The organism is Acinetobacter sp. H1(2024) (assembly GCF_046557555.1).
GTDB lineage: Bacteria > Pseudomonadota > Gammaproteobacteria > Pseudomonadales > Moraxellaceae > Acinetobacter > Acinetobacter seifertii.
In genome coordinates this window covers 39382-55230 of record NZ_JBKGFO010000005.1, presented here as the reverse complement: position 1 = coordinate 55230, position 15849 = coordinate 39382, and the positions used below count along the sequence as shown (strand labels likewise).

15 protein-coding genes and 1 pseudogene are annotated in these 15849 nt (G+C 39.7%); 7 read left to right on the top strand and 9 right to left on the bottom strand.

Annotated features, from left to right (window positions below; all coding sequences use genetic code 11):
• Positions 1–177: 177 nt before the first annotated feature.
• The 3 genes from ACLCEG_RS13985 to ACLCEG_RS13975 are packed head-to-tail and all read left to right on the top strand — an operon-like array spanning position 178 to position 2176.
• A complete protein-coding gene (locus ACLCEG_RS13985) occupies positions 178–855 on the top strand; it encodes a hypothetical protein (RefSeq protein ID WP_240062085.1) in 678 nt (225 codons plus the stop codon).
• Positions 856–880: 25 nt separating this feature from the next.
• Positions 881–1687 carry an SDR family NAD(P)-dependent oxidoreductase gene (locus tag ACLCEG_RS13980; RefSeq protein ID WP_100192996.1) on the top strand — a complete coding sequence of 269 codons (807 nt, stop codon included), beginning with the start codon at positions 881–883 and terminating at the stop codon, positions 1685–1687.
• A gap of 54 nt (positions 1688–1741) precedes the next feature.
• Positions 1742–2176: a nuclear transport factor 2 family protein gene (locus ACLCEG_RS13975; protein WP_004705860.1), complete on the top strand. Its 435-nt coding sequence runs from the start codon at positions 1742–1744 to the stop codon at positions 2174–2176.
• Here ACLCEG_RS13975 and ACLCEG_RS13970 read toward each other — a convergent pair.
• The 9 genes and pseudogenes from ACLCEG_RS13970 to ACLCEG_RS13930 all read right to left on the bottom strand — a co-directional run bounded on the left by ACLCEG_RS13970 (position 2173) and on the right by ACLCEG_RS13930 (position 13200).
• A complete protein-coding gene (locus ACLCEG_RS13970; protein WP_068936337.1) occupies positions 2173–2607 on the bottom strand; it encodes a YbjQ family protein in 435 nt (144 codons plus the stop codon). The two genes, ACLCEG_RS13975 and ACLCEG_RS13970, sit on opposite strands and share 4 nt — an antisense overlap.
• Positions 2608–2614: 7 nt before the next feature.
• Positions 2615–2965: a YbjQ family protein gene (locus ACLCEG_RS13965; RefSeq protein WP_019457194.1), complete on the bottom strand. Its 351-nt coding sequence runs from the start codon at positions 2963–2965 to the stop codon at positions 2615–2617.
• A gap of 108 nt (positions 2966–3073) precedes the next feature.
• Positions 3074–4528, bottom strand: a complete 1455-nt coding sequence (adeK, locus tag ACLCEG_RS13960; protein ID WP_004705863.1) for a multidrug efflux RND transporter outer membrane channel subunit AdeK — start codon at positions 4526–4528, stop codon at positions 3074–3076.
• On the bottom strand, positions 4528–7704 hold the full coding sequence (gene adeJ / locus ACLCEG_RS13955; RefSeq protein ID WP_019457193.1) for a multidrug efflux RND transporter permease subunit AdeJ: 3177 nt from the start codon (positions 7702–7704) through the stop codon (positions 4528–4530). The genes adeK and adeJ overlap by 1 nt, the downstream gene beginning before the upstream one ends.
• 12 nt (positions 7705–7716) lie before the next feature.
• Positions 7717–8967, bottom strand: coding sequence for a multidrug efflux RND transporter periplasmic adaptor subunit AdeI (adeI, locus tag ACLCEG_RS13950; RefSeq protein WP_004705865.1), 1251 nt, complete (start codon positions 8965–8967; stop codon positions 7717–7719).
• Between the two features lie 24 nt (positions 8968–8991).
• Entirely contained in the window at positions 8992–9618 is a 627-nt protein-coding gene (locus tag ACLCEG_RS13945) for a phosphatase PAP2 family protein (RefSeq protein WP_004705866.1), read from the bottom strand.
• Between the two features lie 183 nt (positions 9619–9801).
• Positions 9802–11862 carry a site-specific recombinase gene (locus ACLCEG_RS13940; protein WP_410567935.1) on the bottom strand — a complete coding sequence of 687 codons (2061 nt, stop codon included), beginning with the start codon at positions 11860–11862 and terminating at the stop codon, positions 9802–9804.
• A gap of 14 nt (positions 11863–11876) precedes the next feature.
• Positions 11877–12854: an All-trans-nonaprenyl-diphosphate synthase gene (sdsA, locus tag ACLCEG_RS13935; protein ID WP_410567933.1), complete on the bottom strand. Its 978-nt coding sequence runs from the start codon at positions 12852–12854 to the stop codon at positions 11877–11879.
• A 46-nt stretch (positions 12855–12900) separates the two neighbouring features.
• Positions 12901–13200 (bottom strand): annotated as a pseudogene (locus ACLCEG_RS13930) (hypothetical protein).
• A gap of 96 nt (positions 13201–13296) precedes the next feature.
• Here ACLCEG_RS13930 and rplU point away from each other — a divergent pair.
• The 4 genes from rplU to ACLCEG_RS13910 all read left to right on the top strand — a co-directional run bounded on the left by rplU (position 13297) and on the right by ACLCEG_RS13910 (position 15742).
• The gene (rplU, locus tag ACLCEG_RS13925; protein ID WP_004705870.1) at positions 13297–13608 is read left to right on the top strand and encodes a 50S ribosomal protein L21; all 312 of its coding nucleotides are present in this window, start codon (positions 13297–13299) and stop codon (positions 13606–13608) included.
• An 18-nt stretch (positions 13609–13626) separates the two neighbouring features.
• Positions 13627–13884, top strand: coding sequence for a 50S ribosomal protein L27 (rpmA, locus tag ACLCEG_RS13920; RefSeq protein ID WP_004705871.1), 258 nt, complete (start codon positions 13627–13629; stop codon positions 13882–13884).
• 241 nt (positions 13885–14125) lie between these two features.
• On the top strand, positions 14126–14821 hold the full coding sequence (gene lolA / locus ACLCEG_RS13915) for an outer membrane lipoprotein chaperone LolA (RefSeq protein ID WP_039250044.1): 696 nt from the start codon (positions 14126–14128) through the stop codon (positions 14819–14821).
• Positions 14822–14953: 132 nt separating this feature from the next.
• On the top strand, positions 14954–15742 hold the full coding sequence (locus ACLCEG_RS13910; RefSeq protein ID WP_410567931.1) for an RsiV family protein: 789 nt from the start codon (positions 14954–14956) through the stop codon (positions 15740–15742).
• Positions 15743–15849: the final 107 nt, after the last annotated feature.

Here is a 15849-nt window from a genome sequence, read left to right as displayed (position 1 = left end):
GCATAAAAAATTGCATCTATTGTAGCAAAAAAATGCCTCGAAATTAATGTGCTGAAAACAGATAAACGGTTTTGTATTTTTTTCAAAAAACGGTAGATTTATGAAGCATGGAATACAATTTAATCGTGTAGCGACACGGCAGAAAAATTACAAAAGAATTGATAAGGGATGCAACTCATGAGCTATAAAGTTTTCTTAAAAATTTCCGACTCGACTTATACGCAATTTGCTGCGATTCGAGAGAAATTGCACGCTGGGGTAAAAGAAAGCCAATCCAAAGTACTGGGTAGCGTTCTTTCTGATTTATCTTGTGAAATTATTGAGCAGGTGTTCTCTGTATTGTTACAGGCAGAGCAAGGCAACTCGGCTATGACTGAGAAACAGCGTCATGAGTCCGAGAAAGTTCTTCAACAAATTTTAGATACTTTCCGAAAGTATATGCCTTGGTCAGTCTCTTTTTTTGGTAATGAACGACTTTTACCTTTGGTTGATTATATGACCTCACTCATGAAAGAACGTGAGCAAGATGTTTATATTACATACCCCATAACCCAACAACTTGTGCAACAAGCTCAAACACTGACCGAGCAAATACGCGCGGGCAATATGCAAAGCGTAGAAGAAGCTTTTCAAACCTTGATTCAAATTGTGGATTTAGGCGTAACAAGCCTAGTACGTGAACCTAAAAAACGTTTAAAATTTAATTTGGTTGTCGATAAAACCCTAAATGGGGTCATTAATATGACAACGCATTTGGGCTATAAACGTTTGGAAAAACTGGGAACGCAGGTTGATCAGACCACAGCAACTCATTATATCAACCACTTTTTGGCCTTCATGCATCAAGCAGCATAATTTAAAAAGATAATAGGAAGTTAAAATGGCCAAACTTGATACTTTGCAAAATAAAGTGGTGTGGATTACGGGAGCATCTTCCGGTTTAGGGAAAGCTTTAGCTGGTGAGTTTGCTCTGCAAGGTGCTCAAGTGATTTTAACTTCACGTCGCTTCGAAGAGTTAGAGGAAGTCCGTGTTGGTTTACTGCATCCAGACCAACATCTGTCTGTAGTTGCAGACATTACCAAGCAAGAGCAAGTTCAAGAAGCGTATGAGCAGATTTTAAAAGCCAAAGGCCGAATTGATTGGCTTATTAATAATGCGGGTTTAAGTCAACGTGCTTTGATTCAGGACACCACAATGGAAACTGAAAGAGCCATTATGGAAGTCGATTATTTCTCGCAAGTGGCATTAACCAAAACTGTGCTGCCGACGATGCTCAAACAAAAGTCTGGCCGAGTTGTATTTGTCTCTAGTGTAGCAGGGCTATTAGGTACGCAGTATCGTGCAAGTTATTCGGCTGCTAAAGCTGCAATTCACATGTGGGCTAACAGTTTACGTGCTGAAGTTTCAGATCAGGGCGTTGAAGTTTCTGTGATTTTCCCGGGCTTTGTAAAAACCAATGTTTCATTTAATGCACTAAATGGTGCAGGGCAGCCTCAAGGCCATCAAGACGAAGCAATTGAAAATGGATTAGAAGCAGATGTTTTTGCAGAACAGTCAGTTAAGGCGTTAATGCAAGGGCAAGAGTATATAGTAGTGGGCGGAACGAAAGAAAAATTAGGTGTAATGGTTTCCCGTATGTCCCCGAAATTACTTTATAAAATGATACGAAAAACAAAAGTGAAATAAAAAAGAGATTTCGCCGTGCTAAATTGATGGAAAAACCCACATAGAAGGTTCACCATGGATCAAGACTACCATCGTATCTTAGACGTTGTAACGCGTTTTCAATTGGTCTTTGACCAGAAAAATTGGGATGCGTTTGATGAGTTATTGGCAGATCAACTTGAGGTGGACTATTTCCAGTTTAGAGGAGAACCTTTATGTGTGGTGTCTTGTCATGAATTTAAAGGTTCTCGGCAACAAGCTTTGTCGCATTTACGACTACAGCACAATTTGAGTAATCCTCTTATTCGGATTGAACAAGACCGAGCATGGCTAGAGTGTAATTATCAAATTTACCGTTTTTCGGAAAATGATTATTTTCATTCTTTTGGTCGCTATTATTTTACTTTGGCAAAACAACAGGATAAATGGAAAATTACCGGAATTTGCCAACACTTAACTAAAAATATTGGCAATCCACGTATTCACTTTTCTGCTATGGGGCAGTGCTAGTCTTTGACTGCTGTACCATAAGCAAAAACCTCAACCATTCCGCCTTGCATACCGAGTTCGGTTGTACTCAGCCGAACTCCCATAATATGGTTCGCACCTACACTATGTGCTTGTTGTTTTAAACGAATAATAGCTTCGCGGCGAGCACGCTCAACAATACTTTCATAACTGCTAAGACGTCCACCTAAAACGTTTTTTATAGAAGCCAATACATATTTAAAATAGTCATGTGAAATGACTACATTACTGCTAATAAAATGCCCCAACTGATCACTTGTTGCAAAACGGTTGGTATCAATTCTGATATGGGCAAATTGTTGCTCTTTTTCTAGAAGTTCATTCAAATGCTTTCGCTCAATATGGCGACCAAAAGCCCATCCAATGCTAAAAAGAATGAGAAAAACAACAAGCTGAAAAATAAGATTGTCCATTTTCTACCTATACTTTAAATGGATCTGGTAGATGTGGAGTTTGAGGTTGCACAACGACTGCTGTGCCATATACAAATAGCTCGGAAGCGCCTTGAGCAATGTTTGACGTTGAAAAACGAATACCAACAATTGCATTTGCGCCAAGCTGTTGGGCTTTGGCAATCATACGATCCATGGCTTCTTGGCGGGATTCTTCTAAAAGTTCGGTGTAGCCTGTAAGTTCACCACCCACAATGTTTTTTAAACTTGCCATGAGGTCACGGCCTACATGTTTGCTACGAACAGTGCTTCCATACACAACATCGAGTTGTTTTAAAATTTGATGGCCTGGAACGCTTTCTAAATTACTTAATAACATTGTTTTTTTCAATCGACATTTCTTGAAAATTCAAGATAGAAAATATTCAGATGAGTTGCAATAAAAAAGCCCACCGAAGTGAGCTTTTATGAAAATCAGATTTAAAGCTTATTGCTTTTTCAGTTCAGCACTTGATGGTTGATGTACCACTGTATCTGAAGAGTTTGATTTTAAACCACCACCTAGAGTTTTATATAACTCGATTTGGTTGTTTAAGTTTGCTTGTTGAAGCAATAACAAACCTTGTTCTGCTGAATAAGATGAACGCTGTGCATCAAGAACAGTCAGGTAACTATCAATACCAGCACGGAAGCGAGCATTTGAAAGTGTGTAGTTGCGGTTAGTTGCTTCTACCAAACGTTGTTGTGCTGTTAAACGGTCACCAATGTTGGCACGTGTAGCAAGTGCATCATTCACTTCGCGGAACGCAGATTGAACTGATTTTTCATAATTAGACAATGCAATTTTCTGATCAGTTTCAGAAATTTTTACATTGGCACGACGAGTGCCCCAGTCAAAGATTGGTAAATCTAAACTTGGGCCAATTGACCATGCAAAACCACCAGACTTAAATAGATCACTTAAGTCAGTTGATGCATAACCAGCTGAACCCGTTAAGCTAATGGTTGGGAATAAACGTGCTTTTGCAGCACCAATATTCGCACCCGCAGCGCTTAAGTTATATTCAGCCGCTTTTACATCTGGACGGTTGTTTAACAAGTCACTTGGTAAACCAGCAGTGAATACATTTTGCTGAGCAACACGTTTTACTGGTTGTGTAGGCAACAAGTTTTGTGCAACTGGTTGACCCACAAGTAAGTTCAACAAGTTTTGTGCTTGGGCAATTTGAGTTTTGTAGTTCGCTACGTCATTACGCGCAGTTTCTACAGAAATCTGTGCCTGACGTAATGGAACTTCACTGTCGATACCTACATCAAAACGTTTTTTGTTGAGATTGTAAGAGTCTTGCTGTGCTTTAAGTGTTTGCTCTGCAAGTCGTAAGTTTGCTGTTGCAAACGAATAATTTAACCATGCTTGAGCAACTTCGCTGATAAGACTGATTTGAGTCGAATCGCGAGCACTTTGAGTTGAAAGATAACTATCTAAAGCAGCATCTTTTAGACTACGAACACGACCCCAAAAATCAAGCTCGTAAGCAGTTACACCCAGACCTACTTGATAAGTAGAGTAGGGGTTATTTGGATTACTGCTTGGAGTAACTTGACGAATCGCACTAGCGCTTGCACCAATAGTTGGAAGCTGATTGTTCTTTGTAATCTGATATTGCTCTTGAGCACGTTCAATATTGAGCGTTGCTGTACGCAAGTCACGGTTGTTGGCAAGAGCCAAATCAATCACTTCGAGCAAACGAGGATCAGCAAAGAACTGCTTATAACCTTGTTCAGCAATAGACGTACCAGAAGCGCTGTTATATGCATAGCTTTGTGGTATATCGGTTTTCACGACTGGTTCTGGGCCGCGCATGCTTTGACAAGCTGCCAAAGCAAGCGCAAGTGCAGATACCGCAATGCTACGACCTGAAATAGACCATACTTTTTGCATCACGATTTATGCTCCTGAGTGTTTATGGTTTTTGGTTTGTACTTAAAGATACTACGAATCCACACATAGAATACAGGGATAAAGAAGATACCTAAGAACGTTGCACTGAGTACGCCACCAAGTACACCAAAGCCTACCGAGTGTTGACTTCCTGCACCAGCACCTGTTGAAAGAGCAAGTGGAAGTACACCGAAACCGAAGGCAAGGGTCGTCATGATAATTGGGCGTAAACGCATTTTTGCAGCATGTAAAGTTGCATCAAGCAAGTCTTCACCTTTCTCTTGCAGCTCTTTTGCGAATTCGACAATCAAGATCGCATTTTTTGCAGAAAGGCCGATCACCGCAATAATTGCTACTTGGAAGTAAATGTTATTTGAGAGATTTGGATCTCCTTTAATAATCATACCCAAGTAAGTCAATACGATTGCACCAATGACACCAAGTGGTACCACAAGTAAAACCGAGAATGGAATTGACCAGCTTTCATACAATGCTGCTAAGCAAAGGAATACGATTAACAATGAAAGCGCATATAAGAATGGAGCTTGAGCACCAGACTCACGTTCTTCAAGTGATAAACCTGTCCATTCATAGTCGAAACCTTGTAAGCCCATAGATGGTAACTTACCAATAATTTCTTCCATTGCTTTCATGGCATCACCAGAGCTCACGCCAGTTGCAGGAGTACCTTGAATGTTAACCGATGATACGCCGTTATAACGTTCAAGACGAGGAGAACCATAAGTCCATTCACCAGTAGCAAATGCAGAGAATGGAACCATTTCACCTTTGTTATTACGTACATACCACTTGTTTAAGTCTTCAGGCATCATACGGCTACCCGCATCACCTTGAACATAAACTTTTTTCACACGACCACGGTCAACGAAGTCGTTAATGTATGAACCACCCCATGCAATACGCATTGTATTGTTGATGTCAGCAATGCTCACACCCATTGCGCCAGCTTGAGCCTGATCTACATTAATTTGATACTGAGGTGTATCTTCCTGACCATTTGGACGTACACCCATAAGGCGTTTATCTTGTGATGCTAGACCTAAAATCGTGTTACGAGCGGCAATCAGTTTCTCATGGCCTTGACCACTTGAATCTTTAAGCTGTAAGTTAAATCCAGCAGTTACACCCAATTCAGGCATCGCTGGTAGTTGTAATGGCATGATATAAGATGCGTCTTTAACGATCATATTTAATGCCATACCACGTTTAATTAATGCACCGATTTGAGTTTCTGGTGATGTACGCTTGCTCCAGTCTTTTAACTTAATAAATCCAATACCAGCATTTTGACCCACACCTGTGAATGAGAAACCAGAAACGGCAAAGACAGACTCAACAGTGTCTTTTTCATTCATGAAGAAGTTTGTCATGGTATCAATCACTTTACCTGTGCGGTCAAGCGTTGCATTTGGAGGGAGTTGAACAAGTGTCATTACAACGCCCTGATCTTCTTCTGGTAAGAATGAAGATGGGAGTTTTTGGAACAAGAATACTAAAAGGGCAACTACAACAGCATAAAGAACGCCAGAGAAGATTTTGCCTTTAAGCATGCGGCTAACACCATTTTGGTAGCTATGCGACATGCGGTCAAAACCATTGTTAAAGCTTCTAAAGAAACGAGCAAAGATATTATTGCTTGGTTCTTTGTTCGGATCATGCTGTTTTAAAATAGTTGCACAAAGTGCAGGGGTGAATGTTAACGCTACAATTAGCGATAGAACCATTGCTGTTACAAGAGTAATCGAGAATTGACGGTAAATTACACCCGTTGTACCACCAAAGAAGGCCATTGGTACGAATACCGCTGTCAATACACTGGTAATACCCACTAACGCACCAGAAATCTGCTGCATTGAACGAGAAGTTGCCGTAACCGGATCGGTATGGTCTTCGCTCATTACACGTTCAACGTTTTCGACTACAACAATGGCGTCATCGACCAGAAGACCGATTGCCAATACCATAGCAAACATGGTTAAAGTGTTAATCGAGAAACCGAAAATATTAATAACAGCAAATGTACCTAATACAACTACTGGAACTGCAAGCGTTGGAATAATCGTTGCGCGCCAGTTTTGTAAAAATAGGAACATGACAATGAATACCAAAATCACAGCTTCAATTAATGTGTGTACTACACTTTCAATTGAAAGACGGATGAATGGAGTCGTGTCATAAGCCAATTTATCAGCAAGACCTGCTGGATAGTTCTTACGTAATTCAGATAAACGTTGTTCAACAGCAGCAGCTGTATCTAGTGCGTTTGCACCTGTTGCAATTTTAATTGCAAGACCGCCTGCTGGTTTACCATTAAATTTTGAGTCGAACTGGTAGTTATCAGAACCTAACTCTACGCGAGCAACATCTTTTAAACGAACTTCAGCACCAGATGCTGTGTTCTTTAAGAAGATATTTTTAAACTGTTCCGGAGTCTGTAACAAGCTTTGTGCGTTTACTGTTGCGTTAAGTACTTGACCTTGTACGGCAGGTGCGCCACCTAACTGACCTACAGCAACTTGCGAGTTTTGTGCTTGTAATGCAGTCGCAATATCACTTGGAGTGAGTTGATAACTTGTTAGTTTGGCCGGATCAAGCCAAATACGCATTGCGTATGAACCACCAAATACTTGTACTTCACCAACACCAGCAACACGGCTAAGCGGTTCTTTAATTGTCGAGTTTACATAGTCTTTAATGTCTGAGTCTGACAGGCTGTTATCTGGTGAGTAAAATGCAATAACTTGCAAGAAGCTTGCACCAGATTTAGTAACAGTTACACCTTGACGTTGTACATCTTCAGGTAGAAGAGCAGTTGCAGATTGCAATTTGTTTTGAACCTGAACTTGTGCAATATCAGGGTCAACCCCTTGCTCAAAGTTTAACTGAATAGATGCCTGACCATTACCAGCACTGTTAGATGAAATATAGCGTAAGCCATCAAGACCATTCATTTGTTGTTCAATGATCTGGGTTACGGTATTTTCAACGGTTTCAGCCGATGCACCAGGGTAAGTCGCAGCAATTGTGACTGTTGGTGGTGCAATCGTTGGATACTGTGCAATAGGCATTTTTGTTAGCGTGAGAATACCCGCCAACATAATGACTAATGCAATCACCCACGCAAAGATGGGGCGATGAATAAAAAATTGTGCCATTCAATCTACCCCTTATGCATTTGAAGCTGCTTTCTGTTCTGCTTGAGGTTTACCTGATTGAGCCGGTTTAGCAGCATTTGGTGCTGCACCTTGAGGATTTGCTGGTTGAGCTTGATAAGGTTTTGCCGATACTTCTTGCCCTTCTTTAACTTTGGCAACACCATCAACAATGACTTTATCACCGGCTTTTAAGCCGTTTGTCACAATCCAGTTTTGTCCTTGAACACCTGAGGTTTCAACAGGACGACTCTCAACAGCCCCTTTAGCATTAACAAGCATTGCTACAGCTTGACCTGTAGGTAGACGTGTAATGGCTGCTTGTGGGATCAGATAAGCATTTGGAACAACACCCTGAACAATTTGTGCAGTGGTATACATACCCGGAAGCAATAAATGATTCGGGTTAGAGAATACGGCACGTAATGTAATTGTTCCTGTATCTTGGTTTACAGAAGCATCAGAGAAAGCAAGCTGGCCTTCGATTGGGTAGGTAGAACCATCTTCAAGCTTTAATTTTACTTTCGTGTTGTTACTATTATTTAGACTGCCTTTACTCAATTGTTGACGTAAACGCAATAATTCAGCACTAGACTGATTAATATCAACATAGATTGGATCTAACTGTTGAATTGTCACTAACGGATCAGTCTGATTTGCAGTAACCAAAGCACCAGCCGTTACTGTCGAACGTCCAGATTGCCCAGAAATAGGAGAGCGAATTGTAGAATAACCAAGATCTACATTTGCATTTGTTACTTGAGCCTTAGCTGCAGCAACTTGTGCTTCTGCAACATTAACTTGACCAAGTAAATCATCATATTCCTGTTTAGACACAGCATTACTAGAAACAAGTTGTTTGTAACGATTTAACTTGGTACGTAGTGAAGCTAGATTTGCCTGTTGTTGTAGGAGAGATGCTTTTGCATTTTCTAACGTTGCGCGGTTCGTTCTAGAGTCAAGCTCATAAAGTGCCTGACCTTCACGAACGTAGCTTCCTTCAGCAAATAAACGTTTTAAAATCACGCCACTTGTTTGAGGGCGAACTTCAGAAATTTGATATGCTGAAGTACGGCCTGAAAGCTCAACGCTTTGTTCAACACTTTGTGGTTGAGCAACAATAACACCTACTTCTGCAGGCGGCATTTTCTGAGCAGCAGCAGCTTGCTGTTTCTCATCGGAGCCTTTGCTACAACCAACAAGTGCGATACTTGTTGCTAATGCGCAAGCAGTAAGGGCTGGTGCCCAAAGCTTAGCCGACATCATTGTTCCACCTCGTTTAGATAAAATCTAAAAATATATTTGTTTTCTACTTAACCTACTTTGTGTTTGTAATAACCAGAGCCAAAGCAGTGCAATCCAAATAAAACCAATGCCCCAACCAGCGAGTACATCTGTTGGGAAATGAACTCCTGCATATATTCTTGAAAGCCCCATACACACAAACCAAAGACAGGAGATCAAAACAATATAAGGAGAGTTAGTGTTGTGCTTATGGCATAACATAATCATTGCCAGACAAGCCAGTGTTGATGCATAAACACTGTGTGCACTTGGGAACGATGCACCGTAACTTTCAACAATATGATATGCCGCAGGAGGTCTAGGCCGGTTAACACACCATTTGAGCAGCCAACCAATGGTGATACTGCCGATAACTCCCAAGCTAATGAAAATAACAGTAATAAATTTTTTATACCATGCTAAATATACACATACTAGAAAGGATAAAAAACATACAAAAGGCATGCCGCCTACGCGTGCAAGAAAGGTAGTTATACTATTAAGATAATCTAAACGATGATGACTCAATGTTTGAACGGTGAGCAAGTCCAAAGATTGAAGACTTGGTACAAAAAGACCAAGAACACCTAATCCTAAAAAAACACAACCAATACAAAGCAATAGATAGGGCATAAACACACCTTTGCTCATTCATATAGTTTTTTCACTATTGAACGCCGTTGAAAGTGTACTTGCCAGTACACTTTTTTTCAAGCCTGATAGATCATCGTAAATTCATTTTGAAATTTTTTTAACATTTGGAAAAACAATCACAACAAAATTGACGAAATTCACATTTTATGTACAAAGCAAAACTCAGTGTTCTGCTTTTTTTCCGCTACTAGCTTGTGTATTTTCTTCGAGTTCTAGTGGCTGTTTGGGTGGCCAAAAGAAATCGCTTGGACGTGTAAGAAAATGGGTCATTACCAGTTTGGCTAAAGGTTTCCATTGTTCAAAGCGAACTCGGCGTGCGCGTAGGGCTACAATAATCGTTAAGGTGAAACTTACGAATAAGTTGGTGAGGCCGATACAGAGTACGCCTAAAAACGAAACTATAATCAAACCAATATCAGGGCTACCATTAATGGTCATTAAACCTTGTATGAAGTTCGCTGAGGCAAAGGCAATATGTCGAATATCAAGAGGTAGACCAAGGATGAAACCTATGGTTCCCATACTTCCTAGCATGACACCAAATAGAAAGTTACCCGCAAGTGCACCTAAGTTACGTTCAATATATTCAGCAAAACGATTAAGACGTTCTTGTCCAAATAAACTGCGTAGTCGGCGATGAGCTTTTAAACGTGGTCCAACTTTTCTATAAACAGCCATATTATCGAAATAGCCTGCAATCAGACCCGACAAGAACAAACACACACCTGCAATTGCTGCATGTGGAACTGCTAACGACGTAAAAGGATTTAAGCTATGTAATAAATAGGTTGCTTTGGTATGGGTTAATAAAGGCTCATCTAGGTAAAACTGCCAAGCAAAAGTAATGAGCGCGGCAGTAGGAATCGCAATTGAGATGTTACCCAAAATAGCAATAAACTGAGTTCGAATAATATTGATAATAAGTGCTGCTAATTCTGCAATTTGTGCAGTTTTAGAGCCTTTACGCTGCTGTACAGTTGCAGCCAGTGCAGCAGCAGTCATCGCAGGTTGTTTTGTTGCAACGGTAAAATGCAGTACGTGAATCAGAATAAAACCAAGTGAATAGTTCATACTGAACGTAAAGGCTTGCATGAGCGGTGCCATTGTCATTCGTGCAGCAAGAATCTTTAATGTTGCCATGCAGGCAATAATGACACCTGCACCAGCAGCAGCTTTGTACATTCCCCAAAAGCCTTTAGTGTCTGTACTTACATAATGTTCACCGGTACGGCTCGCATTTTCTGTAACCTGAAATGCGATGAGTTCACTGGTGGTGCTTAATAAAGAGCGAACACTTTTTTCACTATAATGGGCTTTAGTTAAGTCCGAAATTAGGTTTCCTAAAGAAACGTAGCGTCCTTCACTGTCGTCTACAACTAGATAAAGTAATAATTCAATTCGGTCTAAACATTGTTCAAGCAAAGACAACAAATAAGTCAAACTTAAACTAACACCGATTCTTTTGGTGGCTCGACGTATTTTTAAAACAACATCTCGACATTGTTCTAACATTACAAAGGCCTGAGAAGCATCTGGAGGTACTGTTACGACAGTGTCATGTTGAGAAATATCTTGTTTTTTATATTTTTCGATAAACTCAATGATTTCGCGGTTTTGTACCAAAAAAGGTGATTCGTATTCAGTTAACTCAGGTTGAGCATTAATAAACTCGGGATAAAGACCAATACCGCTAATCCGATAAGACAAGACGGTAATAGCCTTAATCATCTCTCGTTGAATAGCATGCTTTTCATCGACATTACTATTACTTTGTCCAATAAGTCCGAATAACGTTGCCCAATTTTTATCATCAATATGATTCAACCAGATTGAATCACTTTCTAAATAGAAAATTTTCCCAATCAAAATTTTGAGTTGACTTGAATCTTCAATAAGTGGCAGGAAATGGCCACCGAGTCTTTGCCCAAGCTGATTCCAGAAACCATCTAAAGACAGAATGCCGCTATCTGCATATAAGCTCACTTGCTTATACTGATTAATTAAACGTAATAAAAAGGATTGTAAGAGAGCTGAAGCGGTAGGGGTAAGTAAAAGGCTGTCAATAAATGCTTGTATTTTTTGTTGTATCTCCTCCGTATCGTGAGGATCGGATGGCCGTAAAGCATTGACTAAATCAATAAGTATACTTTCATCAATAACAGCTTGAGGATTTTCAAGCTGTTTCTGGATTTTTAAAAAATGATCTGAAAAATTTATATGCATAGGCAAAATAGTATCTACTGTATTCGATGTAATGCAAGCTGAGTTAAATTCATCAATGCCTGACGATAAGGTGTATCAGGCAAGATAGATAAGGCTTGCAGTGCTGCTTCTGTTTCTTCTTGGGCACGACGCTGGCAATAATCTAAAGCACCAGACTTTTGTACAATTTCAATGACTTTTGATAGTTGGTCAACCCCACCAGTCGCAATACTACGACGAATAATGGCGTGTTCTTCACCTGCTGAATGTGCTAATGCTGAAATTAACGGTAAAGTCGGTTTACCTTCCATCAAATCATCACCAATATTTTTACCTAATGTTTCAGCATCCGACGTGTAGTCTAAAATATCGTCAATAATTTGGAAGGCATTTCCAAAATGACCTGCAAATAATCTTAAAGGTTCACGATAGGCTTCTTGGCCCGCCAAAATAGCAGCACCTTCAGTTGCAAGTTCAAATAAACGAGAAGTTTTACCGTGAATAATTTTTAAATATGTTTCTTCGGTTGTATCTGGTTGATGCTGAGATTGAAGCTGTAGTACTTCACCTTCTGCAATTTCACATGTACCTGTTGAGAAGTCTTTTAATAAGGTCATGTTGTTTAAATCGACCAATAGGTCAAAAGCGCGAGCAATAAGGAAGTCACCCACTAACACGGCAGTTTGGTTGTTCCAAGTCGCATTGGCAGTAGGGCGGCCACGGCGAAGCCCCGATTCATCGACCACATCATCATGCACTAAAGTTGCGGTATGGAGCATTTCAATAATGGCTGCCAGACGCTGTGCATTTGCCATGTTCTCTAAACCACAAGCACGTGCTGCAAGTAAACACATGATTGGGCGCATACGTTTGCCGCCAGCTTCAACAACATGTTTACTTACCGACATGACCAAGCCGACTTTTGAGCTAATTCCTTCATTAATCAAGTGATCCATCGCAGCAAAGTCTGTAGCAACAGGAGCGAGAATGTCTTGCTTAAAATCGATGACCATATGAAGAAAAACCCCGTATAGGTAATAATTGGCGTTAGTGTATCAATTAAAAGTGCATTAAACAGGGAAACAAGCAATTGATATTCATCATTGTATATTCATGAAGAGTTCTTTGTTCTTTATTTCGGCAAAACGATGTGTTTCCGACAAAACAATAAATTTTAATAACGTCAACATGAATACAGCTTGTTCTTGTTGCAAGTTGTGATTGGAACTTTATTTTAAATTCTATTCAGAATCAATGAAAAGTACCAAATTCGAATCGAAGCTGTTTTTATTGTGTAAGAATAACCCCTTCTAGTTGTATAGATAAAGATAAAGCACTTGTCGTTTGATCAAATTTCACTTAAAATCTGTCGCCTTGTATAACCCCAGTGGCGTTCGTTTTAAGATCGATATATCCCTTTATCGACACGACGACACGGGCTGATTGGAGTACATTATGTACGCAGTAATCCAAAGCGGTGGTAAACAGCACCGTGTAGTTGAGGGTGAAACCCTTAAAGTTGAATTATTGAAAGCTGAGTCTGGCGCGACTATTACATTTGATGATGTATTAATGGTTGTAAATGGTGACAGCATTCAAATCGGTGCTCCAGTTGTAGCTGGCGCTAAAGTAACTGCAGAAGTGATTGGTCATGGTCGTCACGACAAAATCCGCATTATCAAAATGCGTCGTCGTAAACACTACCGTAAGCAACAAGGTCACCGTCAATGGTTCACTGAGTTGAAAATTACTGGTATTTCAGGCTAATCACGAGGAGTAAGAGACATGGCAACTAAAAAAGCCGGTGGATCGACGAAGAACGGTCGTGATTCAAACCCAAAAATGTTAGGTGTTAAAGTTTACGGTGGTCAAACTGTAACTGCTGGTAACATCATCGTTCGTCAACGTGGTACTGAATTCCACGCTGGTGCAAATGTTGGTATGGGCCGTGACCATACTTTATTTGCTACTGCTGACGGCGTAGTAAAATTCGAAGTGAAAGGTCAATTTGGCCGTCGCTACGTAAAAGTTGAAGCTGTTTAAGTTTTAGCTTTAAAAAAAGCCCACATTTTGTGGGCTTTTTTTATGGAACTTCATTAATTTTATCTTCATCATGATGAATGAAATTCTACAAACAATATGAATAACATAACAAAATATCTTATTTTCTCAATGATTAGCACTGAGTTTGTCGGTTAATATGGGTCATGAAATGAAGAGCTTATTCTGCTTGTTCTAATCAAAGCTTAATAGGTTATCTTACAGCAACTAAAAAGGTGATGACATGAATATGCTTCGTAAAACCATGTGTGCTATTACACTCAGCGCGTCAGTGCTTGCTCCTGTAATGAGTACTACAGCGTTCGCTGCACCAGTAGCAGCACCGGAGCAACAGGCAATTGGGAACTTGGTAAATCAGTTGTCAGGATTACAACGTTTAACTGCCGATTTTGAGCAAACAACGAAATCTAATACAAAAACTGTGGTACAGAAAAAAGGTTTAGGTGCTCAGCATATGAACCAGACGTTTAAGGGGTCTATGAAGGTTGAACGTCCAGGGAAATTTTATTGGGAAACTGTGAGCCCGTCTAAACAGACTATTGTAACTAGTGGTAAAACAGTCTGGATTTATGATCCTGATTTACAACAAGCCGTACGTCAAAGCTTAGATTCACAAGTAGCCGATACACCAGCTTTATTGCTCTCAGGTAATACCAATCAAATCATGAAGTCTTATCGAGTGACTCAGCCAGATAAGTCTAAGTTATACTTCACTTTATTTCCTAAAAAAGAAGATGGCGCTTTTCAAAGTTTAACGATTAGTTTTGGTGCAAACAAAGCACCTACATTAATGGTGCTACAAGATTCTTTAGGTCAAACCACTTACGTGAAATTTAATAATGTGAAAGTGAATGCTTCAATTCCAGCTTCTACTTTTAATTTTACGCCTCCTAAAGGCACCGATATTATTGATCAATAATTATTCTGACTCTTTAAGAAAGCCACCATTTCAGGTGGCTTTCTTTTTATATATCAACCCTAGATACATTTTTTAACCCCGTCTTATTCTTACGCTTTGTATAGTGATAAAAGAGAATATACGGGGATTAACATGCGACTTTACGACAAGAAAATTATTTTCATTCTTCCTATGGTAGCTACCATGGTGGCAGTAAGTGGCTGTCAGCCAAAATCTGCAGCTAAAGATGAGCAACCCGCATCTAGTGCTTCAGTAAAAGAGCAAAAACAAGCAGAAGTTCCTGTTATTCAGGCAAAAGTAATTCCAGTAAAATTACCAAAGTCTAAAGTTTGCCTTGAAGATGGCTGTACTGAATATGATTTCCAGACAGTACAAACGAATGAAAAATGGATTAATGATTATTTTACGAACCGTATAAAAAAGGCAGACCCGAATGCTTTTGCAAACTTGGCTGATAAACCTGTTGAAGTACCAGAGGGAGAGCCTCGTTCAAGTCAAAGTGCAATTTATGTTCGTTATTTAGGACAAAATTATAATCTTGCAACCTTTGCCTTACAGACATACTCATACTCCGCAGGTGCAGCACATGGCATGTCACATCAAGAATTTGTAAATTTCGATTTATTAAATAAAAAGCACATTACTGTTGCTGAGCTTATTAAGCCAGATGTAGAAAAACAACTTGTTGATGCACTTTTTGATGCGAATACCAACTGGCTTCAAGACCACAATATTACCCGTGAAAAACTGCAGTTAAGTGATAATTACTACTATGGTGCCAATGGGATTGTTTTTGTTTATCCAGTTTATGAATTGGCTTCTTATGCAGAGGGTATGACTGAATTAACACTGCCGTATTTTGAGGCAGCTAAGTTCATTAAACCTGAGTATTTACCAAGTGTGCCAAGCTACAACATGTAAAATATGTGGTCTCTTCTTAGAATTGTGTGAAAGCTATTCGATATGAAGATGATCACTATATTTTTTAGTGCTAAGGGCTTACACTATAGCCAGTTTTTTACCCATAT